Annotated in this window: 21 protein-coding genes; 16 read left to right on the top strand and 5 right to left on the bottom strand. The window is 44.2% G+C overall.

The annotated features are described in order from the left end of the window. The first annotated feature begins 63 nt into the window (after positions 1 to 63). On the top strand, positions 64 to 708 hold the full coding sequence (locus JSY38_RS17560; protein ID WP_114412220.1) for an HAD family hydrolase: 645 nt from the start codon (positions 64 to 66) through the stop codon (positions 706 to 708). Positions 709 to 756: 48 nt separating this feature from the next. On the opposite strand, the gene JSY38_RS17555 is transcribed toward JSY38_RS17560, so the two are convergent. After that, a complete protein-coding gene (locus JSY38_RS17555) occupies positions 757 to 1785 on the bottom strand; it encodes a nucleoid-associated protein (protein WP_114412221.1) in 1029 nt (342 codons plus the stop codon). 87 nt (positions 1786 to 1872) lie between these two features. On the opposite strand from JSY38_RS17555, the gene JSY38_RS17550 reads away from it, so the two are divergent. The 10 genes from JSY38_RS17550 (at position 1873) to JSY38_RS17505 (ending at position 11942) form a co-directional block, all read left to right on the top strand. Then, complete coding sequence (locus tag JSY38_RS17550) at positions 1873 to 2190, top strand: hypothetical protein (RefSeq protein ID WP_205114456.1); 318 nt, start codon at positions 1873 to 1875, stop codon at positions 2188 to 2190. A 95-nt stretch (positions 2191 to 2285) separates the two neighbouring features. After that, complete coding sequence (locus JSY38_RS17545; RefSeq protein ID WP_114412223.1) at positions 2286 to 2708, top strand: VOC family protein; 423 nt, start codon at positions 2286 to 2288, stop codon at positions 2706 to 2708. A gap of 134 nt (positions 2709 to 2842) precedes the next feature. Then, positions 2843 to 3460 carry an OmpA family protein gene (locus tag JSY38_RS17540; RefSeq protein WP_338041436.1) on the top strand — a complete coding sequence of 206 codons (618 nt, stop codon included), beginning with the start codon at positions 2843 to 2845 and terminating at the stop codon, positions 3458 to 3460. 174 nt (positions 3461 to 3634) lie between these two features. Then, positions 3635 to 4321, top strand: a complete 687-nt coding sequence (locus JSY38_RS17535) for a response regulator transcription factor (RefSeq protein WP_205114452.1) — start codon at positions 3635 to 3637, stop codon at positions 4319 to 4321. Continuing rightward, the gene (locus JSY38_RS17530) at positions 4318 to 5727 is read left to right on the top strand and encodes a HAMP domain-containing sensor histidine kinase (protein WP_205114450.1); all 1410 of its coding nucleotides are present in this window, start codon (positions 4318 to 4320) and stop codon (positions 5725 to 5727) included. The genes JSY38_RS17535 and JSY38_RS17530 overlap by 4 nt, the downstream gene beginning before the upstream one ends. A 112-nt stretch (positions 5728 to 5839) precedes the next feature. Then, entirely contained in the window at positions 5840 to 7822 is a 1983-nt protein-coding gene (locus JSY38_RS17525) for a TonB-dependent receptor domain-containing protein (RefSeq protein WP_205114448.1), read from the top strand. 68 nt (positions 7823 to 7890) lie between these two features. Beyond that, the gene (locus tag JSY38_RS17520; protein WP_205114446.1) at positions 7891 to 9063 is read left to right on the top strand and encodes a TroA family protein; all 1173 of its coding nucleotides are present in this window, start codon (positions 7891 to 7893) and stop codon (positions 9061 to 9063) included. Then, positions 9060 to 10124: a FecCD family ABC transporter permease gene (locus tag JSY38_RS17515; protein WP_205114444.1), complete on the top strand. Its 1065-nt coding sequence runs from the start codon at positions 9060 to 9062 to the stop codon at positions 10122 to 10124. The genes JSY38_RS17520 and JSY38_RS17515 overlap by 4 nt, the downstream gene beginning before the upstream one ends. After that, positions 10124 to 10894, top strand: coding sequence for an ABC transporter ATP-binding protein (locus JSY38_RS17510; protein ID WP_205114442.1), 771 nt, complete (start codon positions 10124 to 10126; stop codon positions 10892 to 10894). Before JSY38_RS17515 ends, JSY38_RS17510 begins: the two co-directional genes overlap by 1 nt. Before the next feature lie 124 nt (positions 10895 to 11018). After that, on the top strand, positions 11019 to 11942 hold the full coding sequence (locus JSY38_RS17505) for a DMT family transporter (protein WP_205114440.1): 924 nt from the start codon (positions 11019 to 11021) through the stop codon (positions 11940 to 11942). A 179-nt stretch (positions 11943 to 12121) separates the two neighbouring features. Here the strand turns inward: JSY38_RS17505 and JSY38_RS17500 are convergent, their stop codons facing one another. The 3 genes from JSY38_RS17500 to JSY38_RS17490 form a co-directional block, all read right to left on the bottom strand. Next, the gene (locus tag JSY38_RS17500) at positions 12122 to 13534 is read right to left on the bottom strand and encodes an 8-oxoguanine deaminase (protein ID WP_205114438.1); all 1413 of its coding nucleotides are present in this window, start codon (positions 13532 to 13534) and stop codon (positions 12122 to 12124) included. Between the two features lie 200 nt (positions 13535 to 13734). Next, on the bottom strand, positions 13735 to 15252 hold the full coding sequence (locus tag JSY38_RS17495; RefSeq protein ID WP_205114436.1) for a BCCT family transporter: 1518 nt from the start codon (positions 15250 to 15252) through the stop codon (positions 13735 to 13737). Positions 15253 to 15277: 25 nt separating this feature from the next. Then, positions 15278 to 17275 carry a CocE/NonD family hydrolase gene (locus tag JSY38_RS17490; RefSeq protein WP_205114434.1) on the bottom strand — a complete coding sequence of 666 codons (1998 nt, stop codon included), beginning with the start codon at positions 17273 to 17275 and terminating at the stop codon, positions 15278 to 15280. Positions 17276 to 17387: 112 nt separating this feature from the next. Here JSY38_RS17490 and JSY38_RS17485 point away from each other — a divergent pair, with 112 nt between their 5' ends. Both JSY38_RS17485 and JSY38_RS17480 read left to right on the top strand, forming a co-directional pair. Next, positions 17388 to 18317: a LysR substrate-binding domain-containing protein gene (locus JSY38_RS17485; RefSeq protein ID WP_114412229.1), complete on the top strand. Its 930-nt coding sequence runs from the start codon at positions 17388 to 17390 to the stop codon at positions 18315 to 18317. A gap of 122 nt (positions 18318 to 18439) precedes the next feature. Beyond that, the gene (locus JSY38_RS17480) at positions 18440 to 19300 is read left to right on the top strand and encodes an NAD(P)-dependent oxidoreductase (RefSeq protein ID WP_205114432.1); all 861 of its coding nucleotides are present in this window, start codon (positions 18440 to 18442) and stop codon (positions 19298 to 19300) included. A gap of 257 nt (positions 19301 to 19557) precedes the next feature. On the opposite strand, the gene JSY38_RS17475 is transcribed toward JSY38_RS17480, so the two are convergent. Next, positions 19558 to 20112, bottom strand: a complete 555-nt coding sequence (locus tag JSY38_RS17475) for a TetR/AcrR family transcriptional regulator (RefSeq protein WP_114412231.1) — start codon at positions 20110 to 20112, stop codon at positions 19558 to 19560. A gap of 147 nt (positions 20113 to 20259) precedes the next feature. Between JSY38_RS17475 and JSY38_RS17470 the strand changes: the two genes are divergently transcribed. The 3 genes from JSY38_RS17470 (at position 20260) to JSY38_RS17455 (ending at position 25673) form a co-directional block, all read left to right on the top strand. Beyond that, a complete protein-coding gene (locus JSY38_RS17470) occupies positions 20260 to 21243 on the top strand; it encodes an NAD-dependent epimerase/dehydratase family protein (RefSeq protein WP_205114430.1) in 984 nt (327 codons plus the stop codon). Positions 21244 to 21606: 363 nt separating this feature from the next. Then, positions 21607 to 24354, top strand: coding sequence for an aconitate hydratase AcnA (gene acnA / locus JSY38_RS17465; RefSeq protein ID WP_239544654.1), 2748 nt, complete (start codon positions 21607 to 21609; stop codon positions 24352 to 24354). 614 nt (positions 24355 to 24968) lie between these two features. Next, a complete protein-coding gene (locus JSY38_RS17455) occupies positions 24969 to 25673 on the top strand; it encodes a GntR family transcriptional regulator (protein WP_114412234.1) in 705 nt (234 codons plus the stop codon). The last annotated feature ends 6 nt before the right edge of the window (positions 25674 to 25679 follow it).

Below are 25679 nucleotides of genomic sequence, written 5' to 3'. Positions count from 1 at the left end.
CTTCCTTAACCTCCTCTAAATTCGCTATCATCAATACTCATTCACAACAAAACACCTTCTTTTATGACTTACTCTTACAAAGCGATAATCTTTGATTGCGATGGCGTTATTGTCGATACAGAAACCATTTCCAACACTATTCTGAAATCCATGCTAAGTGAATGCGGCCTTGAACTTGATGACGAGACATTGCACGCAAAATTTACCGGATTCACTAACCAAGAAAACCTAATTAATGCCGAGAAGTTATTAGGAAGGCCTCTCCCAGCAAACTTTGATGAAGATTATAGGCAGCGCTTTCATGCTGTCATCGAAGCAGACCTAGACCCGATAAAAGGCGTGCGAGACTTACTCAACAAAATTACCATGCCAATCGCCATGGCAACCAATGCTCGACGTAAAGAAATGGATTTTAAACTAAACAAAATTCAACTAGCAGAACGTTTTTCTACACGCTTCTGTGTCGAGGACGTAGAAAATGGCAAACCTGCACCGGACCTTTACTTAAAAGCAGCAAAAGCACTCAATGTAGCGCCAGAAGATTGTTTGGTAATAGAAGATTCTATTGCAGGAATTACAGCTGGACGAGCGGCAGGAATGCGAGTACTTGCCTTTAGTGAAACCCTTGATGCGAACATGCAAACGGCCGCTGGCGCAACAGAATGCTTCCATACGATGAAAGAACTAGAAGGCTTGCTAGGGATTTAACAAACCTTCCACCCCTTCATCTCAAACAGCTTATTTTGTCTAAACCATTTAGTTAGACATAGACTGTAATTGTTTTAGCAGGCTCTTCGGCAACTCTTTTATAGTCAGCGTGCCGGAGTCTGCATCAAACACCACAGACTCACTCAGCAACTCACTATCAAAACTAATCGTCAAAGCACGAGAGCTACCAGACAAGCGTGTCAGTTTTTTCAGAGCTGCTTTTTCGACGAAGATTTCTTTCTCCATCTTAAAACTATCAGAATCGGCAATTTCTAAGAACTTATTCGCTTGCTCAACAGAAAATCGGGACTCAACTTGAGAAGCAATCTCCTTAATCGCCAACGGCTCGCGATCTTGCGCTTTCGCCTGACAATGCTCAGAAACCACTTTTTTGAATTCGTTCGCCTGCTTAGATGGAAAACCTTCCGACTGACAAAACGCAGAGGTCAAATCCACTAGCTTACGAGTTTCTTTTGCAGCGACTTTCGGTTCATCACAACCAATAAACTGAGTAAAATATTCACTCTCAAATTTAGGCGCCCGACCAAAACGGAAAGAAATGTAGCGCCCTTCATCGCCCGCTTGCCATGCCGTCAAATTAATACGCAGCGACATATGAAGCTTTTCCATCTCGATCTGCTCAATTTGCGACAAGCTCAAATCCGCACCAAGACCAATACCCTTTTTGCGTTTTAACATGACGATATACAAAAAGTGCGTATCATGTAGCTCGTAATGGTTAAACCACAACAAACCACCCTCCGCCTCTTCTACTGGCTCTAAATATTTCAAATATTCGGCAGCGCAATCCTTGGTAAATCCCGAAAAGTCGACAAAGGTATCGTTTTTAAAATGCTTAAACAATAAAGCTGGTAATTGCGCACCCTCCTCACTGCCTTGAGGGTTTACAAAGCGACCTGTATTCATTCCAGAACGATTGAATAGATTCGTCACCTGAGCAGACAACGCCTCAGCTTGCCCATCCACTGGGTTTTCATTGGGACGCGCAATAAGAATCGCCTTACGCTCGCCTTCATGTTTTTGAATCTCATGCACAATTAAGTTGCTAATAGACACCAGCTACCTCTTACGTTTAATATGGATGATTGCGATCATTTTTTAACCCATAGATTTACTTATAGGATATCCCCCAACCAAAACACTATGATAAAACCAAAAACCACCAAAAGAGACACGCGAGAAGAGCTTGAATCTCTGGTAGATCAATTTATCAAGCGAAACGGAACGATCCAACAAGTAAATATGGGTGAATCCGGTTTAGTTGATGGCAAGTATAACACGAGCCACATAGGCTTTAACGAGCCTAAACAAGATCGGACGCCATTAAATCACGTTGTCGCTGCAATTCAACAAAGAAAGCACACCAAATCACCAACCACCCCTGCCGCTAAAAAGCGTCCTAAGAAGAAAATAATCTATGATGACTTTGGCGATCCTATCCGTTGGGTTTGGGAAGAATAAGCATATAAAAAGGCTCTTCTCCTGAGCACTTTGAATTACCCTTTTAATCCTGCAATAATATTTCTCATATTATTAGTATCGTTAGGAATTTAATCATGTCTATAAAATATCTTCACGCAATGATAAGAACAGACAAACCAGAAGAAAGTCATACATTCTATACCGAAGGTTTAGGTCTAATTCAGACGCGACGTATGGACAGTGAAAAAGGCCAATTTTCACTTATCTACTACGCAACAGAGGAAGGCGCACCAGAAGTTGAGCTAACGCACAACTGGAGTGACCGCGAATACACTGGCGGCGATCAATTCGGTCACCTTGCATTTGAAGTCGATAATATTTATCAAGTATGTGAAAAACTACAATCCTTAGGCGTTAGTATCCTACGTCCACCTCGCGACGGTCACATGGCCTTCATTAAAGACCCGAACAACATCTCAATCGAGCTATTACAAAAAGATGGCTCGCTTGAAATACAAGAACCTTGGGCTTCTATGGAAAACATTGGTAGCTGGTAATTACATAAAATTACAAACCTGTGACTTTTTTAAACAAAGCTACAAAAAACCAATGGCGATGTTAAGCTTTTGTCCATAAGCTAAATAAATCACAGATGTCTATTAAGGACAGTTAAAGAATAATGAGGACTTTTTTGAACTCCATCAGTCTGATCGCAGCATTATTTGCTTTTGATCAACTTACCGCTGCAGAAAGCTTGTACGCTTCTAACATACAAGCTCGCCTAGCGGATTCCGACAAGGATGGTGTTATTGATGCTAGAGACCTCTGCCCAGACACTCCTGAAGGGGTAGCTGTAGACAACTACGGTTGCCCTTACGAAAGCACTAAACTCTTATCTATCGAACTAAACGTTCTTTTTGATTCCGGTAAAGCCGAGATTAAACCGCGCTTTTACTCAGAACTAAAAGAGCTGGCCAAGTTTCTGCAGGATAACCCAAACAGCAACGTGGTAATCGAAGGACATACGGACAGCAAAGGATCTGCAGAACTTAACCGAGTCTTATCCCAACGACGTGCCACCGCAATTGCTGACGTACTGGTAGACAGCTTTAGAATAAAAGCAGATCGAGTAAAAGGCATTGGCTATGGCGCAACTCGCCCAATAGCAGATAACGAAACAGCAACAGGACGCCAACTAAACCGTCGTGTTGTGGCAGAGGTTTTTGCAAAACAGCAATTCGCTAACGAACGCTGGACAATCTACAGTGTAGACCAAAGTTTAAACACAACCGCTCTCAAGAAAAACTAATCCCCTTTAGCTTTTCACTCAATGCAGAAAATGGTGCTTATCTAGTGCCGTTTCCATACCCATTACCCTTTTCTATAACCCACTAATACTTCAAAGCCAATATAGAAAGCGGTGACATTTCGTTGCAATACGGATATATTAACGATAATAATTCTCATTACTTGGATTCTTATCATGAACGCCTTTAGCATTCTGATCGTTGAAGACGATGAAACTCTTGGTCAACAAATATCAAAGTTACTTCAGGCAAAAGGCTTTATTACCGAGCTTTGCTATGACGGCGAACAAGGTCTACTAACCGCTTTAAAGAAGTCCTTTGATCTTGTATTACTGGATGTCATGCTGCCGCGTATGGATGGGCTCAAAGTATTGAACCTACTAAGGCAAGAGCGCCAAACGCCCGTTATGATGCTGACTGCCCTTGGCGCTGAGGAAGATCGCATAAAAGGACTCAGTATCGGAGCCGATGATTACCTACCGAAACCATTTAATTTTACAGAGATGAGTTTACGCGTTGATGCACTCTTAAGACGATCAAATCAAATAAACAACCAAGAAAACCCGTTACAACTACAAAATGGAAAACTTAAACTCAACCGCCTTGAACAAAGCGTTCACTACCAAGATCAGTTGATCGAACTGAGCCCAATCCAATTCCGTATGCTTTGGATGCTCGTTGAAAATCAAGGTGAAGTACTGTCAAAGTCATATCTATCTCTTGTCGCCCTGGGTAAAGCCTTCAGCCGCTATGATCGCAGTCTAGATATGCATCTAAGCCGCATTCGAAAAAAGCTTATATCTGCAGGAATGCAAACCGAGAGTTTACGCACGATCCATGGAAAAGGTTACAGCTACCGATGAAAAAGCGCTTACTTTGGAAGCTTCTTGGCGTTATTTCTATAGGAACCGTTGCTCTTTTTTGGTTAATAGATCTGGTTGCCAGTCACACTGAAGACAGCATGAGTTATATCGATCAGACATATCGTACAGAGCTTCGAAGCTATGCCAAAGAAGCTGAACGTATTATGACCACCAAAGGGGACGCCGCTCTTGCCGTTTGGATAAAAAATCTCGAACAAAAGGAAAATACTTGGATTGCTATCACTCGTCCTGCATTAGAGACTTTGGCTGATACCGATTTCTCTGATCGTTATAAAAGCGAATTTACGTTAGGCCGGAGCCTTGATTGGAAAATTCATCTCTACTTCAGAGAAAACCCGACCATGGACATTCTCTTTTCTGATGGTAAAACACATTTCTTAATTCAACTACCTCAGCGTATGCGCCCTGGCAGCAACCTGCTAATCATTGATTTGTTACTTCAAATAGCATTACCTTGCTTGATTTTGTGTTTAATCACTTTTGTTCTGTACCGACAGGTCATGCGACCATTACGCAGGCTTGAACACGCAACTCAAGCCTTTAGTGAAGGCGATTTCAACGCTCGTGCAGGCAATACACCAGATAAACAAAACGATGAATTAACACACCTTACTGCAATATTTGACGCCATGGCCGGACGAATCAGCACACTCATCGTCGACCAGAGGCAGCTATTAGCCGATCTATCTCACGAATTGCGCACACCACTAACTCGCCTAAACATTGCGGTTGATTGTGTTGAACAAGATCTCGATAAACAGCAAGCTTTAGCACGTCTGCGTTACGAGTCATCTAACATGCAGGAACTAATCGATGATGCGTTAACACTTGCATGGTTTAACACTGAGTCACCAAAGCTCGCACTAGAGCCGTTAGATATTGTCGACCTACTCCAAATTATTATCGAAGATGCTCACTTCGAGCACCCAGAACATCCGCTACAACTTGAAATAGCGAAGCCAAGTATATTCGTTCAAAGTGCTCAACAAGCACTAGCCGCTGCGCTTGAGAATACGATACGCAATGCCTTAGCTCATACGTCAACAAAACAAGCGGTTAAAGTTCGCGTTAGTACACTTGATAACCGAGCCTGTATCTATGTCGATGATCAGGGGCCAGGTGTTCCAGAAGAATACCTCGAAGACATTTTCAAACCCTTCTTCAGGATTCAAAAGCAAGACAAACGAACCAGAGAGAGCCGTGCTATCAGTTCTAAAAAGAGCGGCTATGGATTAGGCCTCGCGTTAGCAAAGCGCCAAATTCTAGCGCTAGACGGTACTATCAAGGCTTTCAATCGTTATAACGATCAGAACACTATTCAAGGTTTAACCCTACTTATATCTCTGCCTTTATCTCACGATAACGCACACTCAACGGCTGAATAGATACACCAGTGCTTTTTTGAAATGTAACAGTTGTAAAACTTGTTCACATTTTTTGCGCAATACACATAATGCAACAACTGAATATAAATCATTCTCATTTAAAGGAGTTGTTGTGCGTACTTTAGCCTCACCTATGCTACAGAAAACCTTACTGGCCCTTGCCATTACTCACGCGATCTTTTCTAACTCTGTGTGGGCAAATGACGGAGCGGTTTTACAAGCGCTTAAAATTGAAGGCCGTGCCATCAATGAACTTGACCAAGCCGTAACCGATAAAGAAATCGAGCAACGTCAGGCAACAGACCTTGAGGAGTTGTTCCGAGGAGAAAGCGAAGTATCAGCCGGCGGCCCTGTAGCAATGGGACAAAAGCTCTATGTGCGAAATATAGGTGAAGACTCCTTGAATGTAACAATTGATGGCGCAGAGCAAGCTGGTGCAGTATTTCACCATGCGGGGCGTATTTCTGTTGAGCCCGAACTGTTAAAACGCGTCGAAGTGGAAGCTGGTGCTGCAGGCGCAACGGCAGGCCCAGGTGCATTAGGCGGTTCAGTACGCTTTGAAACAAAAGACCCAAGCGATCTTCTTACAGAGGATGAAACCCTTGGCGTTATGCTCAAATCGACCTATAGCAGTAATGGCGAGAGCATTCGTAACAGCGCGACTCTCTACGGACAAACACAGTCTAAGAAATTAGGTGCACTGGTTCATTTTACCGACGCAGACCGCAGCAACATAAAAGACGGTAACGGCGATAAAATAGGTGGCACGGAATCAGAAGAGCAACTTGGCTTCGCTAAAGTTACAGCAGTGCTGTCCCCTTCTACCGACATCTCCATCAGTCATGAACGGGTTGAAGAAAACGGTAAAATGCCTTACAAACCAGAATGGAAGGTAGGTCCTAAAAACGTACCAGAACCAACAGAAGGCAACCGTCAGACGACGACCTTTAACCTAAACCACTTTGACCTTAACAGTGATCTCATTAACACACGTGCCGTGGTATACCGAACAAAAAATGAGCAAGAACGAGAATACCGTGGCACAGCCTACGATGGATACGTAGAAACGGTTGGCTTAACGTTAGAAAACACCAGTTTTGTGGGTGATCATGAGCTTATCTATGGCATAAATTACCGTGATGACAAAAGCTTCCAAAACGATGTAGACACAGCCCCTTATAAATTTGAAGAAACTGGCAGCGTTAAAGCTATCTATCTTCAAGACAATCTCTTAGTTACTGACTCCTTAACGCTTTCCACTGGTATGCGATATGACCTATACGAACTTAAAGATGTAGATGGGCAAGAGTTTTCTGAAGGCGGCTTTTCTCCTAACATAGGAGTGACTTATCAATTAACGAATCGCTTAAACTTAACGGCAAACTATGCACAAGCATTGCGTGGCCCTGAAGTTAAAGATTCGTTCAAATTGTCTAGCTCCAGTAATACTTCAAGTTTAGAAGCAGAAAATGCCAGCAATACAGAACTGGGCCTCAACTACCAACATAATGTTTGGATGATCGGTGCAGGGGTTTACCACTCTGAAATAAAAGACCTCATTGGTACACCTTTACCATGGTCTAAAGTGTACGAAAACCTTGATCACACTATCGAAACAAATGGTTTCTACTTGGACGTAAACTACCAACTGAATCGTGTGAATGCGGGTTTGCATTTCCATACAGCGGAAAGCGAAGCTAATGGTCAAACCGTAACTCGCTATGTTTACGGCTCAACGGCGAACTCTGTTGGTGACACGCTGATTCTAAATATAGATTACCAGTTCACCGACCACTTCGTGGCGGGTTGGTCGACAGAGATTGTCCGTGATCTAAATGACATAGAACTCACTGTTGGCAGCGATGAATTGACAGTCGACAAGCCTGGATACACTGTTCACGGTCTGTATGCTCGTTGGCAACCACTTGGTACAGATCGCCTCACCTTAGCGCTTGCGGTCAAAAACCTATTTGATGAACAGTACATCAACCACGCCAGTACAGCTGACTACTCAGCTAATTCAGGCTGGGAAAGTGTATCTGGAGCACCATCTTCCGGCCGTGACGTACGCTTAAGCGCTGCACTTAAATTTTAACATTCATCCCCTTAAGCCAGACATTCAACAGAATGTTTGGCTTTTTTCATTTTTATTTAGGCCTTGTTATGAAAATTTTTTCGTCTTTCAACGCGCTACTTAGCAGTACAATTTCATTATGCTGTGTACTCATTGCGTCACAAACCTTCGCTGCCTACCCAACCACTGTTACCGACCTAGCAGGTCGCCAGGTAGTCATAAAAGAAACGCCTGAGCGCGTCATTCTGGGCGATAGTCGCTATCTAAACGCCTTGTCTGTCATTTTTCCTGAAAACCCACTTCAGCATGTAGCGGCGATGCTATCCGACTTAAAAAGCATCGACTTTGGTACCTATAAGGCATATGAAGCACGCTTCCCGATCATTCAGGACATTCCTATTATCGGTCGCACTTCGGTGCAAAGTTTTAGTATTGAAAGTGCCATCACCCTTAGCGCAGACTTAGCGATATTTAGCCTAGATGGTCATGGCCCCAATGCACGCCATTCTGATGTCATCGCCACATTAGAAAAAGCGGGAGTTAAAGTAATATTCGTGGATTTTAGACAGCATCCACTAACAAATACTCTGACAAGCATCGATCTTCTTGGGGAGGTTTTTCAAAGACAAAGCGCAGCCCAGCGTTTTAGTGAATTTTACTCCAACGAACTCAACAAGGTCACCAAAGGGCTCTCCTCACTTAAGAATATATCCAATAAAGAAGTGTTCATTCACAGTCGCGTAGGAGTGTCTAATGCTTGTTGCGAAACCATGGTACGAGGCATGATAGCGGACTTTGTCATCGCGGCAGGCGGCCATAATATTGCAGATGCCATTGTGCCTGGCGCCGCGGGGGTTATTAACCTTGAACATCTGTTAACACATCAACCAGAAGCTTACATCGCAACCGCTGTTGGCTCAAAAGGCATGCCTAACGAAGGCAATACTGCTGCTTTACCCTACGTAATGTTAGGTGCAGGCACACCGAAGGACGATGCGACACGCTCTCTTAAGTCCGCGCTGATTCGCAATAACCTACAACATTTAGATGCAGTAACGAGCGGTAATGCACACGCTATCTGGCATGGGTTTTACAACTCCCCTCTCAATGTAGCTGCGATTCAACGTATTGCTAAGTGGCTATACCCAGACACATTCTCAGATCTGAACCCTGACGCTACGCTAGCTAGAATTTTTAACGAATTTCAAGCAATCGACCAAACCGGCACTTACTGGGTAACATTGGGTCCCGCAAAAATATGAAACCATTAATGTCCAACAACCCAAGCTTAGCAAGCCTCTATCAGCAACAAATTCGTTGGCGAGTGATCACCTTAGTGGCACTCGCATTTATCTGTATAACGAGCCTCATTTTGGACTTATCTCAGGGACCAGCCCCCCTGCCCTATCTAGAGCTAATAAAGGGCTTATGGCAGCCAGACACGCTACCCGCTGCTCAAAGAGTCATTATCTGGGATGTACGTCTACCCTATGCAGTAATGGCGATTCTCGTTGGCGCAGCATTAGGTCTAGCTGGCGCAGAGATGCAGACAGCCTTGAATAATCCGCTTGCTAGCCCATTCACACTTGGCGTTGGCTCTGCTGCAACCTTTGGCGCATCACTCGCCATTGTATTTGATTTTAGCGGACTAGGATTAAGCCCGACATTCCTAATGCCCCTATTTGCTTTTGCTTGTGCCAGTGTCGCGTCATTGCTCATCCTGAGTGTAGCCAGCAAACTCGGTGGCAGTGTGCAAAGCGTACTGCTGTTTGGTATTGCCCTGATGTTCGGTCTCAACGCAATGGTAGGTATTTTACAATTTGTCGCCGATGAAGGCGCATTACAACAGATTGTATTCTGGACCATGGGCAGCCTAGCTCGAGCCAGCCTAAACAAAGCCACATTGGTGGCACTCGTACTGCTTATATGTTGTATTTTTAGTTTGCGCAACAGCTGGTCAATGACACTGCTACGTAGTGGCGAAGAGCAAGCTCAGAGCATGGGCATCAATGTCAAACGATTGCGGGTCATGACCCTACTTCGAGTCAGTTTATTAACAGCGGCGGCGTTAGCCTTTGTTGGAGAGATCGGCTTTATTGGTTTGGTTGCCCCCCATATTGCGCGCATGATAGTCGGTGAAAGCCACCGAATGTTTCTCCTTGGCAGTGCATTAACCGGTGCCGTCTTATTATCGCTTTCTTCTATTGCAAGCAAAGCCATCATACCGGGGTTGATCTTGCCGATTGGCATGGTGACATCAATAATCGGTATCCCCGTATTCGTTACCCTGATCTATCAACACCAAAAACGCGGGGGGCAATGATGTCACTGAGTATACAAAATCTACACCTAGCTCACGGTAAGCATGTCTTGTTTAATGACATTAGTTTACCTGCTATTGCAGCAGGTTCACTGGTTGCCGTGCTGGGCCCCAATGGCGTAGGGAAGTCATCGTTAGTTAAATCGTTAGCTGGTATCCACTCATACAAGGGCGAGGCAAAGCTCAATGACTTTGAGCTGTCATCCATGACCCAATACCAGCGCCTTAAACATTTGGGCTATGTGCCCCAAGCACTACCCCAAGCAAGCAGTCTACTGGCCTACGAAGTTGTCATGAGCTCAGCAAAAAGCCTAGCTGCTAACGAGTCTAGTATGAGGATTACAGAGAAGGTTGAGCAAGCATTTATGACGCTTGGCATCACGTCTTTGGCGATGAAACCAATGCACAAACTGTCTGGTGGACAAAAGCAGATGATCTCACTGGCACAAGCCTTGGTACGCGAACCTAGCCTCTACTTACTTGACGAACCTACCAGCGCCTTGGATTTAAACTGGCAAATTAGAGTGTTAGAGGCCGTTCGATCCGAAGTTACCCAAAAGCAAAGTATTGGCCTACTGATCAGTCACGATATCAATCTTGCCCTACGCTATTGCGACCAAATCATCCTGTTAGCACCTAATGAACTGCTAAGCGCTGGCTCCCCAATGCAAAGCTTAACCTCCCAAAATATTCGACGCGCTTATAATGTCGATGCACGCATTGAAAAGTGCTCTAAGGGCTATCCTATAGTGCTAGTCGATCAAGCACTTTAATCAGTGTCAGTTGTGCCTTTTAACTCTTCTAACTACCAATTTCTGCTTTCTTCCCTAGGCCTGCATGAGTATGCTTGTAAACCAAAATAATTTGGGATCCGCTCTACCGCTTTAAGGATTGATAATGAACGCTTTGTTGAGCTTCTTCACTAATCGTATTCACTCTAATGCCTATGCCTTACTGATTTTATGTACCCTGTTTTGGGGCGGCAATACTATTGCTGGCCGTCTGGCGATTGATCAGGTTTCACCATTATCCGTGGTGTCTCTACGCTGGTTGATTGTGAGTGGTGTGATGTTATTTTTCTATGGTCGCCAAGTGCGTCAGGAATGGCACCTGCTGCGCCCACATTTGTTAAAAATGGTGCTGATGGCGACTCTCGGTTTCACCTGTTTTAACTCCCTGTTTTATATTGCAGCCTATCAAACCACCGCCATTAATATCGGAATCATTCAAGGCAGTGTCCCTGTACTGGTACTGCTCGGCGCCATGTTGCTGTTTCGTGAAAGGGTCCATCTTTTGCAGGCAATTGGCATTATTCTCACTCTACTAGGAGTGACTCTAGTAGCCACTCGGGGGCACCTGAGTACGCTACTAGAATTGTCCATTAATCCGGGGGACGGCTTTATATTGATCGCCTGTGTTTGTTATGGCATCTACACCTTGGCCCTACGCAGTAAACCCAACGTCTCCGCCATGGTGTTCTTTACTGTTTTGTCCTGTATTGGTGCCATCACTGCGCTGCCCGCTTTGGCCTATGAAATCGCCACAGGAGCGGCCTACTGGCCCACTCCAAAAGGCTGGCTGATTGTTCTGTATATCTCGTTCTTTCCTTCGTTAATCTCGCAGGTGTTTTTTATGCGTGGAGTAGAGTTGATAGGACCAGCTAGAGCTGGGGTATTTATCAATTTTGTGCCGATTTTCGCCCCCATTTTAGCGGTGCTGCTTTTGAACGAAACATTCCATTTTTACCATGCGATCGCCTTGGCTATGGTACTAGCGGGAATCTGGCTGTCAGAACGTAAAAAACGAACGACCAAACAATAGAAATAGGATGAACTGATCACTGGGACAGATAGCTGCGTTTGAGTAAATGGTGCTGTCGTGAGAACAAGAAACAATACTGACCAACCCTAAATTGGTCAGTATTGTTATCATAGAGCTGGATTACAATGCTTTCAGTCTGATGTCGTGGAAACCCTATTTCCTATCAACAATACTACCACCTAACCCGCAACCAACTGTTTGGCGCAGGCTTTATGTTTTTCTATTAAGGTCGGTAAGTCTAAGTCGATGATTTGCCCTTCTTTGACTCGCCATTGACCACCAATCATGACATGCTCAGCTTTTTCGGCCCCACACAGCAATAACGCGGCGATTGGATCGTGACTCCCTGAGAACCTTAGTTCGTCCAGTTTATAAAATGCCAGATCTGCCTGTTTTCCTGGGGTGATTTCGCCAATGTCATTACGCCCTAATAATGCTGCAGAACCTTTCGTCGCCCAGCCGAGTACGCGCTCTGGGGTGATTTTTTCAGCACCGTATTTAAGACGCTGCAGATACAGCGCTTGTCTGGCTTCGTACATCATATTGGAAGCGTCATTAGACGCCGAGCCATCCACACCAAGACCAATATGGGCACCCGCCGCGCTAAGATCTAACGTCGGGCAAATGCCAGAGGCCAAGCGCATATTCGATACCGGACAATGACAAATCCCCACGCCCGCAGCTCCTAATCGTTTGATCTCTTGCCCGTTAAAATGAATGCCGTGAGCTAACCAAGTTCTGTCGCTCATCCAGCCCACGCTGTCCAAATAATCCACGGTGCGTAAACCAAAGGTCTTTAAACAAAAATCTTCTTCGTCTAATGTTTCAGCTAAATGGGTATGTAAACGCACGTCTTCCTGTTGCGCTAATATTGCGCTGTCCGCCATTATCTCCCGAGTAACGGAAAAAGGAGAGCACGGTGCCAGTGCGATTTGAATCTGTGCGCCCTCGCCTCGCTCATGGTATTGCTTAATTAAACGATGGCTGTCGGCCAATATGACATCACCGTTTTGCACCGTGTGCTGTGGCGGTAAGCCGCCTTCGTTTTCTCCTAAGCTCATTGACCCTCGGGTTAACATGGCACGCATGCCCAGCTGCCTAACCACATCGACTTGCACATCTATCGCGTCTTCCATGCCCGTTGGAAAAAGATAATGATGGTCGGCGGCTGTCGTGCAGCCTGACAAGAGCAATTCGGCCATGGCAACTTGTGTTGCCAATGACAGCGCCTCGGGGGTAAGTCGCGCCCAAACTGGATACAACGTTTTGAGCCACGGGAACAAGGGCTCACTAACCACTGGCCCCCAAGCGCGAGTCAGGGTTTGATAAAAATGATGATGGGTATTAATTAAACCAGGCAAGACAACCAGCTCACTAGCGTCAACGACCTCGTCTACTGGGAGAGAAGGCAACTGGCCCAATGGCAGCACTTCTTTGATCCGCTCACCTTCGATGACGATGCCACCGCGCGCATCAAGTTCATTCGCCGTAAAGCACGCAAGAGGTTGTTTGATCCAAATACGATTAGATGAAGAGTGGAATGGCTTTTTAAAGTTTTGTAGAGAAATGTCATTTGGCTGTGTCGCAGACATAGCAGGCTCCTTGATGTTGAAAATCGTCAATTTGCCAGCTCAGTTATGCCCTGTCTGCTGATCCAGGGGCGCTTATGAAGCGCAAACTATACTCTACACAAAATCTAAAATGATGCAATTGAATAGGTAGTAAGATCGTGAACTAAAAATGGCCTAGCGAATGTGCTAAGCCATTTGGTGGCCTGGATAAAGTGACCTAGTTAACCTTTTAATAATGCAGGATTCTTGATCCATTTAACCAAGGTAAAACTACAACACAGAATAATCAGAGTGGCAGGTAAGCCACCTAAGTTAGACAGAGATTTCACGCCAGCCACGCCTACGGTGCTGACCATGATCCAAGCCACTAATCCTATTATGGTACCCCATAGAATTTTGATCGGCATGCCAGTGCCTTCTTGAGATTCAGCATTAAAGTTTTTCACACACAAATCACCAATGGCATCGGTGCTCGAATCGGCCGCCGTTACATAAGAGATAAAAGCAATGAAGACAAGGATCAAAGAGGTCAACGTACCCAGCGGTAATTCACCAAAAATATGGTAAAGCAGTAATTCAATGCCGCCGCTATTCAAGATTTCATATAGTTCACCACCGCTTTTTTGGTCCATAAATATAGCGGTACCCGAGAATACAGAAATCCATAACAGCACAAACAAACTAGGAAAAATAACGTTTACTTGGATAAACTCACGCACTGTGTAGCCACGGGCGATTTTACCTAAGAACATCGCGGTGATTGGCGCCCAAGCAAACCAAACAGCCCAATAGAATACACTCCACCATTGTGGCCATGGATCACTAGCCGCTTGTCCTGTAAACAAGCTAAGACGAAAGAAGTTCTGTAAAAATGCACCTAAGCCTTCCACACCAATGCCCAACATATAAAGTGTTGGCCCAAAGATCAAAGTAAATACAAATAACGCAATCAACAGCCAGAAGTTAACCATGGAAAGGCGCGCAATACCTTTGATCAACCCACGAGCTGCAGACAATACAAAGGTAATCACAATGATGGCGATAATAATGCCTAGCGTAACAGCGTTTTTCTCCATAGGTAAAAACTGGCTCGCACCACCCAACAAGGTAAGTGCACCTGTACCTAATGATGACGCCATTCCGACTACTAAGGAATACAATGCCAACGCATCAATCACATCGCCCATACGGCCTGTCACATATTTCCCAAATACTGGACGCAGAGAACTGCTGATGGAATAAGGCAGTTTTAGGTTATGAAACACCAAGGCAAAGATTAACGCTGGAACGGCATAAATAGCATAAGGCGTTGGCCCCCAGTGCAAAAACATCGCCGAGAAAGCAAATAGCACAGCGTTCGGGCTATTGCCTTCAATGCCCCAGCTTTCTGGTGGCGAGTACAAGTGATACAAAGGCTCGGCGGTTGTCCAAAACAATACACCTACGGCTAGAGTTGTACAGAGTACAATCATAAACCAACGAGATTTTTTGAGCTTTGGTGTGGCATTTTCACCACCAATTCTGATATTGCCCAATTTTGAAAAATAAGTAATAGCGATCAACACCAGCAGATAGAAACTACCCAAACTAAACAGCCAAGAAAAGTGTGACAACACGAAGTTATTGGCTATTTTGGTGTATTGAGTAAAAAGCGCCAAGTCCACCAAACTGAATATTAACGCACCGACCAAAATGATAAAGGTTGGAAAAAAGACCAAAGGTCGTAATGATTTAAACATGTAACTTCCTCACAGAAATAATCGGTTAAACACCTGTTCGTTTGATGGTTTCCTCAAACTCTTTGCTGAAAATTAGCTCCCCATCATGAAACGCTTCCCAAGTACTGGTGATGTAAAAATGCCTATGATCACAACGCATGTGATATAGGCCTTTTAAACCAGTCCACCAGCCTTCGCGCCCCATTGTCAGGTCAAAAACCAACTTAGATTCTGCTGTAAGTGGATCGTCTGGATGAATGGTCTGCCACTGACTCATCGCCATATCAATCATGCTTTCACAAGAGTTGTAATATTGGCGGCCGAAGTCATCATAGGTTTCTAACGTAACCAGACCTGTTTTGTAATCGTGATGCACCACTCGCTCACTCTTCGTTGGGCGAAGTGTTTCACCATCAACTGCTACAGGCGTGTCCAGCGCAGGCGGCTCGACTTCTGTTACTAACTGGGTTCTATGAGGCACTTCAATATTGCTTAAAGAAGACTCAAGTGTAATTTTGGCATGATCAGGGGATGGCCAAATTAACGGCCAACACGCTGTCGAAACGGAGATGCGCAATTTATGCCCTGCAGGCACTTTATAGGCTACGTGCGTCACAGGCACTTTTACATTGTATAGTTCGCCCGGCGTTAACGGCTCAACAAACTCATGGCTATCGCGATGCGTTAGGTTTAATACACCCACACTGATTCGTGTGACCGCACCATCGGGATGAACATCAGAAATACGCACAGCAAGGTTTGCTGTGGGCTTATCACTGCGGATCGCCAAATTCGCCATGGCCTGACCAGCAATCGCCAAATCGTCTTTTAAAGGCAAGGTATCAAAACACATGGAACCCGCATCATCAGCTCGCTGATCAGCCGGTTGCTCCATGGCAAGACGGATCCCCACACATAAACGACCACCGTTTAAGCCAACCGTTTGTGGCGAGCAAATCTGCTGCGCCAAAGCCGTTGGTTGAGGTGTATCCAGCAACTGACCATTCGATGGATAGAAGGTCTTTTTCTCTGTCTGAGGCGATGGCCAAGATGGCTCTGAAATCCACTGACCAGAACGCATATCATAATCCGTCTGTGGACGAACACTGTCTTGCATGTAATAGGTTAATTCCGGCTCGTCATCGATACCATTTTCGATGCCTTTTAACCAACGATCCCACCAACGCACCGACTCTTTTACATAATCCATTTTTGGGTTCGGGTACGCAATATTTGGGTATTTATGTGCCCAAGGGCCAACCAAACCTTTGCGCGGCACATCAACAAGGTTTTCTAATAAGCGGAATACCGTATCGCGATAATTATCAGCCCAACCACTCATCGCATAGACAGGAATCTTAATGGCACTGTAATCCTCACAGATTGAGCCATGCTTCCAATAATCATTGCGGACTTGCTCAGTCAGCCAAGGCTTAGCTAGGAATGGCATTTTGTTCAGGCGATCCAACCACTGCTCTTTCCAGCCTTCACCAACCAATTTTGCGTCTGGTGCGCGGCCTTGTGCATAGGCCCAAAAGAACGATGCCCAATCCAAGTTGTCATTCAGCAGACAGCCGCCCATGTAGTGTACATCTGTGGCATAACGGTCGTCGGTAGAACACTGTGTGATGATGGCCTTTAATGCAGGGGGGTTCAGTGCGGCAACTTGCAGTGAATTAAACCCGCCCCAAGAAATACCTACCATGCCTACGCTGCCACTACACCAAGGCTGTTTCGCCAGCCAAGCAATAATATCGAAACCGTCTTGTAACTCTTGCTCTGTGTATTCGTCGGTGGTGTGCCCTTCTGACTCACCGCAACCTCGAAGGTCAACTCGAATGCAGGCATAACCCTGCTCGGCAGTTTGCGCCATGGTGATTTCATCTCGAACAATCGTGCCGTCATTTTTACGATACGGCAAGAACTCCAAAATAGCTGGAACAGGCTTGCCATCGGCATCGCTTGGCAACCAAGCACGATACGCAAGCTTAGTGCCATCGGGTAATGGCAACATGGCATGGTGGATGTGTTTGATGTTTTGCATAATATCCTTTCGTTATATTTGTGTTTTATATCCATATTAGGAAGCTTGAATTGTAAGTAAAACGCTATTTTGTTAGGCTAACTTGAACTAAAAGTTTAGGATAGCTGTTTGCATGCCAATAAATAACCGAACTATTCCCTCTTTAAGCAGCCTTATTTTGTTTGAAGCATCGGCTCGTCTTGGTACCTTAACCAGCGCTGCCAATGAGCTTTGCGTTTCTCCGACAGCGGTTAGCAAACAAATAAAACAACTAGAAAACTTTCTGAACACCAAGTTATTTATTCGCAAGAAAACAGGCCTAGAACTGACAAAAAAAGGACAAATTTATTTAGAAACCGTTAGACAAACTCTGACTGTCTTGGCTGAAGAGTCAAAAAAAATGGATGATAAAGTCTCTCCTCTGCCCCTTAATTTAGAAATTGGCGCGTGCTTTAGCCACTTCTGGCTCATTCCTCATTTAGATAATTTTCGTGATAAATACCCAGATATCATGCTCAATATAAGCATTAATAATGAGCGTAATATGAGTGAAGTGAACAGCGACGAATACGATGTGGCGTTTTATTACTCCTCACTAAAAACGTCTTATAAAAACAATTTTTTGCTGTTTAACGAAAGAATGCTACTAGTGTGCAGTCCCAGTTTTCTGGAAAAACGTCCGGAATGTCACAATTTAGAAAGTATCTGGCAGCAACCCCTGCTAGGCCTCAAAGACGCCCCTGACTTCTGGGAAAACTGGAAAACCTGGGCAGCTCACTCAGCAATAGACTATCAAGAGCCATTAAACGAAATTCAGATGGAAGACCAAATCGCCGTCGTTCATGCCGCACAAAATGGCCTAGGCATTGCCCTTGCTTGGGATTGGCATGTGGAGGATTTAATCGCTGACGGTAGTTTGATCGCCCTCACACCTCCTATTGAATGTAAAAACAACGCCTTCTTCTTAACTCGAACCAAAAACGCCAACCAATACAGTTCCGAATGCTTTATTGACTGGGTTATGGAACTGGTGGCTGATCAAAAGCAAGTAGCAAAGACTTAACCTTCACATTCGAACACTTCAATCGCAACAGTACCATTGTTTACCTACCGCCATTATTTGCAGACGATGACTTTTTCTATTTGTTACACTGTCGGAAATAACAGCAAATAAGAGAGAGTTTTATGGCTAATGTTGGTTTTTTAGGTTTGGGCATTATGGGGAAAGCCATGGCTACAAATTTAGTAAAAGCGGGATTTGACGTAACCGTTTGGAATCGTAACCCAGAAAAATGTGCTGAGTTAGTATCTCTAGGCGCTCGCCAAGGCGCAACACCAAAAGACGTAGCGACAAATTGCGATATTACCTTCGCCATGGTGTCTGACCCTGAAGCGGCGTTAGCTCTTTGCCAAGGCCCTGATAGCGTCGCGGCAGGCATTGGCGCTGGTCGTGGTTACGTTGATATGTCGACGGTTGACGACACAACCTCAAAAGCCATTGCCGATTTAATTTCTCAAGCAGGCGGACGCTTTTTAGAAGCGCCTGTTTCAGGTACGAAAAAGCCCGCTGAAGACGGCACGTTAATCATTCTTGCTGCGGGCGATCAATCGCTTTATGACGACGCAAAAAGTGCGTTTGAGGTGATGGGTAAAATGTCACCCTACCTCGGTGAAGTCGGCCAAGGCGCAAACATGAAGCTCGTCGTAAATATGATGATGGGCGGCATGCTAAGCATTTTCAGTGAAGGCATGTCTTTAGGACAAAAAGCCGGTTTAGACGGTCAGCAGATTTTAGACATCGTTGATGCTGGCGCCATGGCGAATCCGATGTTTAAAGGCAAAGGCGCCATGCTGCTAAAGGAAGACTACACCACCAGCTTTCCGCTTAAGCACATGCAAAAGGACATGCGCCTTGCCGTCGCCCTAGGCGATCAACTTGAGCAGCCTTTGCCAACCGCCGCTATTGCTAATGAAGCCTTTAAGCAAGCGATAAAAGCAGGCTTTGCAGAGGAAGACATTGCCGCAGTTTATAAAGTAATAAAGTAGTGATTGCAGTAACATTTAAGAAGGTAATGGAGTACTCCTCTACCTTCTTTCCTTTTCTCTCTTCTCAGTGTGCTATCTAAATTCATCGCTCCATAAAATTGGAATATGAGCTTTCTTGGCCTGTAAGCCGCGTCCTTACGTGAGCATTTTTTGAGAAAAATGAAATCTTAAAATTCAGCAGCAATCGACTACACCATACAAAACAACATTCCATTAAGAGAGTTATTAAATTAAGCCGTTCGGCATTTACCTTCGCTTCAAGTCATATTTAAAAAAACAGGTTCGACCGTTTTAATTATAATATCGATTAATAGGTCAATTTGATTTGTTAATGTTTCTAAAGTTTGTGCATCAGCCTTAATTCCACGAGAAGTAACTGAAAAAATGTAAGCTAAATCTTGAGCATCCAAACTAGAATCCGTTGGCAGAACACCTCTGATTAACTCAGCAAGCATAGCCTGAAAAATTTCATAGTGATTATTAACTGCGTCAGGCGCATAAGAAGATACATTTTGTAAAATATCTCGCCCTGTATCCAACTCTATCACTGAAGCTGCTGGCTGAAGCGTCCAAACATCAAAAAAACGTTCAAGCTTTCCACGAAACGATAGATCAGACAAAGCTAACCCTTCTGTCTCACGAATATTATGCTCTAGTGATTCATTAATTAGCCCTACGACAATCGACTCTTTATTTGGGTATGATTTATAAAGAGTGGTTCGAGAGATCTGACAGGCATTGGCAATGTCTGTCATGGTCACTTTAGGGTACCCATATTTCAAAATGAGTTTTTGCGCTTCTCTGAGAATCATTACGTTAAATTCTATCCATCTTCTGTAGACACGAAAGCATGTCTGAAAAACACATTGACATCAAGTGTTAACCTGTTAAGTTACCTCTTGTGAACAAAATCACAAAATATGTTCACATGTTAAATTACAAGTTTATATAGGTACTCTATGAAAATTTTTATATCAGGCGTTACAGGTTATGTTGGACGGAATGTTGCTAGGCACTTAGCTCAGTCTCATGAGATCGTTGGTCTTTCACGAGACAAAGAAAAAACCAAAATCCTTAAAGACACCCAATTAACATTCGTATATGGGGATTTACTTAGTCACACACTAACGAATGACCTAAAAGACTGCGACATCGTAATTCATACAGCCGCGGATACAGATCACAAGAACCTTTCCAAAAACCAATTTAAAACTAATGTCGATGGTACAGCCCAACTGCTCAAAGCCGCAAAGGCAGCTGGAGTGAAACGGTTCATTCATATCAGCACTGATTCAGTACTACTAACAGGCAAGCCTATAAAAAATGTATCGGAAAACGCCTCATATCCAAAAAAAAGTGTAGGAGACTACTCACACACCAAGCAACTAGCAGAAAAGATAGTGTTGAATGCGAATTGTGACACTTTCACTGTTATTGTGCTGAGACCTCGCTTTGTCTGGGGTCGCGACGATACAACAGCCATGCCACAAATACTAAAGGCTATTGAAAATCAAACTTTTGCCTGGATCGGCGGCGGACACTATCTCTCGTCAACGACACACATTGCTAACTTATGCAATGCAATTGAAGCCTCTCTCTATCACGGCACCCCTAAGGCAATCTATTTCATTAGCGATGGCGATGATAGACCATTCCGAGAGACCATTTCCGGCATAATCGAAGCGCACGGGCTAACTGTGCCAGATAAAAACATCCCTGCTTTTATTCCTCTCGTAATTGCAAAGCTAGACAGCTTACGCCGTCGTCTAGCCCCAAAAAGCAGTCCACTTCCTGTTACTTTCCAAGAATACGCCACAAGCGCTGTAGAGGTTACCCTAGATATTACCAAAGCCAAACAAGACTTAAGCTATCGTCCAATGATGACATTTCAAGCAGGACTAGATGAATTAAAAACAACAAAGTCGACCAAGCAGCTATCGTAATATAATGAGCAGAATGGGTTTCTTGCAGTGGTCGGCAGCTTTCAATCAGCTTAAGCATATGCAAAAGGACACGCGCCTTGCTGTCGCCCTAGACAATCAACTTGAGCAACCTTTGCCAACTCAGTGAAGTCTTCAAACAAGCAATGAAAGCAGTCTTTGCTGAAGCGGATATTGCCGTAGTTTATAAAGTAGTGAAGTAGCATGAATCACCTTACTTAAAATAAGGAAATAACATCCAACCAATTTGATTTAGTCATTGCACACTCCCTCCGTGCCCGCAGATTCCGTTAGCATAATATATACTTTTTTACATATAAGAGAAAAAACGGCTGTAAATCCTTATCAATAATGAAGGGGACGATGATGAACGATAGTTTCAACACCCAGCAACAACTCACAGTTAACGGCGAAGCATTTCAAATTAACTCCTTGAAAGAACTTGGCTCTGCCACTAAACGACTACCTTTTTCTTTAAAAATATTACTTGAAAATTTACTCCGCAATGAAGATGGCGTGAGTGTCAAAGCGCAAGATATCCAAGCCCTACTAGACTGGGATCCTCACGCACTCCCCTCTACAGAAGTCGCTTTCACACCTGCCCGCGTTGTCATGCAAGATTTCACAGGAGTGCCCGCCATTGTAGATTTAGCCGCCATGCGCGATGCGATGGAAAGATTGGGTGGCAATCCGGCAAAAATAAACCCTCTTTCTCCTGTTGAATTGGTGATTGACCACTCCGTGCAAGTCGATGGTTATGGTAATGACAACGCATTTGATTTAAACGCAAAGTTGGAATACGAACGAAACAAAGAACGTTACGAATTTCTGCGTTGGGGGCAAACCGCATTTGATAACTTAAAAGTCGTACCACCAGCAACCGGCATTGTTCACCAAGTCAATTTAGAATATTTAGCCCGGGTCGTCTTCAATGAAGATAGAAACGGTCAAAAGTTCGCCTATCCAGACACACTAGTCGGTACAGACTCTCACACAACCATGATTAATGGTTTGGGTGTTCTCGGTTGGGGGGTCGGCGGTATTGAAGCCGAAGCCGTCATGCTGGGGCAACCTATTAGCTTGCTTATCCCACAAGTTGTCGGGGTTAAGCTAAGTGGCAGCCTGCCTGAAGGTACAACAGCAACCGACTTAGTGCTCACGGTTACCGAGATGCTGCGTAATCATGGCGTAGTGGGTAAGTTCGTCGAGTTTTATGGTGATGGACTCGCCGATCTACCTCTGGCTGACAGAGCAACCATTGCTAATATGGCTCCAGAATACGGTGCTACCTGCGGCATTTTCCCAATTGATGACGAAACCATCAACTACTTGCGCTTAACAAACCGTGACGAACAACAACTTACACTCGTTGAAGAGTATGCCAAGCACCAAGGCTTATGGCGTAATAATGGTGATGAAGCAGATTACACCGATTCTTTAGAGTTAAAATTGGGTGATGTGGTACCAAGTTTAGCAGGACCTAAGCGTCCACAAGACAGGATTGCCCTTGACCAAGCAGGCAAAGTGTTACGCAACCATCTAAAAGACTTTCAAAATGAACGCTTGGAACGTCGTGAAAGGAATGACCAAAACCACACTGTTATCGAAAGTGAAGGCCCTGCAAATGATGTCGATGAACCGGTCAATGAAGCCCAATTTATGGGGGCCGCGAATGTTAAATTTAAAGGCCACGAATTTGAACTGAATGATGGTGCCTGTGTCATTGCTGCTATTACTAGCTGTACCAACACCTCTAATCCAAGCGTTATTTTAGCGGCAGGTTTAGTTGCTAAAAAAGCCAAACAGCTAGGTATTAATGTAAAGCCATGGGTAAAAACCTCGCTGGCCCCTGGCTCCAAAGTGGTAACCGACTATCTGCAAAAAGCAGGCTTAATGGACGATTTAGAGTATCTTGGTTTTAACCTAGTCGGCTACGGCTGTACCACTTGTATTGGTAACTCAGGTCCATTAGCGAGCGAAATATCAGATGCGATTCAAAAGCACCAACTCATAGTAAGCTCTATTTTATCGGGCAACCGCAATTTTGAAGGCCGCATTCATCAAGATATTAAAATGAACCTATTGGCTTCACCACCACTTGTTGTTGCCTATGCCATTGCAGGACGAACAGATATTGATGTTTACAATGAACCATTAACGCACGATGAACAAGGTAACGATGTTTATCTAAAAGATATTTGGCCAAGCGTAAAAGAAGTTAGTGACTTGGTAAAAGAAACGGTCACCAAGAGCATGTTTGAAAAGAACTACGCAAGCGTTTATGAAGGTGACCATCGTTGGCAACAAATTCAGGTTCCTGATGGAAAATTATACGACTGGGATGACTCATCTACGTATATTAAAAAAGCCCCTTTCTTTGATGGTATGACCGTCGAGCCTCCAGGTATTCCTACGATAAAGGATGCACGCTGTTTAGCGAAACTTGGGGATTCTGTCACCACAGACCATATATCCCCAGCAGGTACTATTAAGGCAGACTCTCCTACAGGTACGTACTTAAAAGAAAACGACGTTGAAAAAGCTCAATTTAATTCATATGGCTCACGTCGCGGCAATCACGAAGTTATGATGCGTGGCACTTTTGCCAACATAAGACTGAGAAACCTTCTCGCCCCTGGTACGGAAGGCGGTGTAACTCGTACCCAACCTGACAATAACCTAGCCAGTATCTACGATGCGGCAATGTCATATCAGAAACAGAATACGCCACTTATTATTCTGGCCGGCAAAGAGTATGGTACGGGATCATCCCGTGACTGGGCAGCGAAAGGCTCTCTGCTTCTGGGCGTAAAGGCGGTTATTGCACAAAGTTATGAACGAATTCACCGTTCCAATTTAATTGGCATGGGCGTGTTACCGCTGCAGTTTAAAGACGGGGAAAGTCATGAGTCTTTAGGCCTTACAGGGCAAGAGGTGTTTTCTATCGAGGGTTTACGTGACAAAGTCGATGAAGTAACTCTGGTGGCTGAAAAAGACAATGGTGAAAAAATAAACGTCCAAGCCGATTTGCGCATAGACACTCCAAAAGAATGGGACTACTACAAACACGGCGGCATATTGCAATATGTATTGCGTAATATGCTTACTAAATGACATTAGCCCTTTAAATGGCACAAAAAAGCCAAGGTGCATGAATGTAAAAGCATGAACCTTGGCTTTATTATAGCTCATTGTTTTGTTTTAAATATTACCAATCAAACATATTGCCCAGCACAAAAACCACTCGCCCACGCCCACTGGAAGTTATAGCCACCAAGCCAGCCAGTTGAGTAATGAGCACATCAATACTTTTTGAACGCTCCTTCTGGCAGGCCTGAATCGGCAATAATGGCTGCGACTAGCTCTATGCACAATGCATGAAAGGCAGCAATACCCTGATATTTAGAGTTGTCGGTAACCAGTTAAACTGGCTTTCGCTGATTTGGCAATAGCATGCTTAACAATGACTTTAATCTTCATTCGGCGTGGATGGACCTTTCAAATTCATAGGCGAGACCGAGATAAAGGCTATATTGACAAATTATTGCTAGCAATGATTCATGCTATACTTTCTCATATACTCTATTTCTATATTGCTAAAGACGTTGTCTATATTCGACGTAAAATAGCTCTGCCTCTTTGTGAGTGAATTTTGTGCTATCTAATTATCGTTCTCGGATGACTTCTAGCGTTAACAACTCGGATCAATCTCAAGGTAACTTCACTACATGACACAAAGCAAATCGAAGGCTTCAAGTAAAAAGCAAGCTGAGGTACAACGAATAATCGACACTCTGTCTAAAGCAATTGCACAACACCGTTTAAAGCCTGGACAACGTTTAGTTGAGGCTCAGATTGTTGGAGCATTAAATGTGAATAGAAATCATGTTCAAACCGCTTTACAACGACTTTCTTTACAGCGAGTTGTGACAATTGAGCCAAATAGAGGTGCATTTGTCTCTCAGCCAAGCGCACAAGAAGCTCGAGAAATATTTGCTGCACGCCGATCTGTCGAGCGAGGTATTGTCGAAGCTATCTCAATAGAAAAAATTGAAAGACACTGGGATATAATTAACGCCCATATGTTAGGTGAGCTTGAAGTTACAAGCGGTACTGACCGACAAGCTATTGTAGGAAAATTAAGTGATTATCACCGCTTACTGGCTGATATATGTGATAACACAGTTCTTAAAGAAATATTCGACAATTTAATGGTACGTAGTTCATTAATTGTATCTTTGTACCAACGCAATGATGTGCCAACATGCCAACACAATGAGCATAAAAAAGTACTTGATGCGCTGCGTCTAGGCGATAATGATTTGGCAGTAAAAGTGATGCTTGAACATTTAAATAATCTTGAAGCTGAGCTTGTTTTAGATGACAACCAAGGATTAGATATTGATTTAGCCAGTGCTCTAAAGGATATTTAAATCAAG

Origin of the sequence: Marinomonas foliarum (assembly GCF_016906065.1) — a bacterium.
In the GTDB taxonomy this organism is placed as follows: domain Bacteria; phylum Pseudomonadota; class Gammaproteobacteria; order Pseudomonadales; family Marinomonadaceae; genus Marinomonas; species Marinomonas foliarum.
This window is presented reverse-complemented; position numbering and strand designations above follow the sequence as displayed.

Bases quoted from the DNA above. Each gene is read 5' to 3' on its own strand.
- JSY38_RS17455 (WP_114412234.1), top strand. From the start codon at position 24,969: ATGACACAAAGCAAATCGAAGGCTTCAAGTAAAAAGCAAGCTGAGGTA.
- JSY38_RS17535 (WP_205114452.1), top strand. From the start codon at position 3,635: ATGAACGCCTTTAGCATTCTGATCGTTGAAGACGATGAAACTCTTGGT.
- JSY38_RS17505 (WP_205114440.1), top strand. From the start codon at position 11,019: ATGAACGCTTTGTTGAGCTTCTTCACTAATCGTATTCACTCTAATGCC.
- JSY38_RS17550 (WP_205114456.1), top strand. From the start codon at position 1,873: ATGATAAAACCAAAAACCACCAAAAGAGACACGCGAGAAGAGCTTGAA.
- JSY38_RS17530 (WP_205114450.1), top strand. From the start codon at position 4,318: ATGAAAAAGCGCTTACTTTGGAAGCTTCTTGGCGTTATTTCTATAGGA.
- JSY38_RS17490 (WP_205114434.1), bottom strand. From the start codon at position 17,275: ATGCAAAACATCAAACACATCCACCATGCCATGTTGCCATTACCCGAT.
- JSY38_RS17560 (WP_114412220.1), top strand. From the start codon at position 64: ATGACTTACTCTTACAAAGCGATAATCTTTGATTGCGATGGCGTTATT.
- JSY38_RS17520 (WP_205114446.1), top strand. From the start codon at position 7,891: ATGAAAATTTTTTCGTCTTTCAACGCGCTACTTAGCAGTACAATTTCA.
- JSY38_RS17485 (WP_114412229.1), top strand. From the start codon at position 17,388: ATGCCAATAAATAACCGAACTATTCCCTCTTTAAGCAGCCTTATTTTG.
- JSY38_RS17480 (WP_205114432.1), top strand. From the start codon at position 18,440: ATGGCTAATGTTGGTTTTTTAGGTTTGGGCATTATGGGGAAAGCCATG.
- JSY38_RS17545 (WP_114412223.1), top strand. From the start codon at position 2,286: ATGTCTATAAAATATCTTCACGCAATGATAAGAACAGACAAACCAGAA.
- JSY38_RS17495 (WP_205114436.1), bottom strand. From the start codon at position 15,252: ATGTTTAAATCATTACGACCTTTGGTCTTTTTTCCAACCTTTATCATT.
- JSY38_RS17500 (WP_205114438.1), bottom strand. From the start codon at position 13,534: ATGTCTGCGACACAGCCAAATGACATTTCTCTACAAAACTTTAAAAAG.
- JSY38_RS17515 (WP_205114444.1), top strand. From the start codon at position 9,060: ATGAAACCATTAATGTCCAACAACCCAAGCTTAGCAAGCCTCTATCAG.
- JSY38_RS17510 (WP_205114442.1), top strand. From the start codon at position 10,124: ATGTCACTGAGTATACAAAATCTACACCTAGCTCACGGTAAGCATGTC.
- JSY38_RS17470 (WP_205114430.1), top strand. From the start codon at position 20,260: ATGAAAATTTTTATATCAGGCGTTACAGGTTATGTTGGACGGAATGTT.
- JSY38_RS17475 (WP_114412231.1), bottom strand. From the start codon at position 20,112: ATGATTCTCAGAGAAGCGCAAAAACTCATTTTGAAATATGGGTACCCT.
- acnA (WP_239544654.1), top strand. From the start codon at position 21,607: ATGAACGATAGTTTCAACACCCAGCAACAACTCACAGTTAACGGCGAA.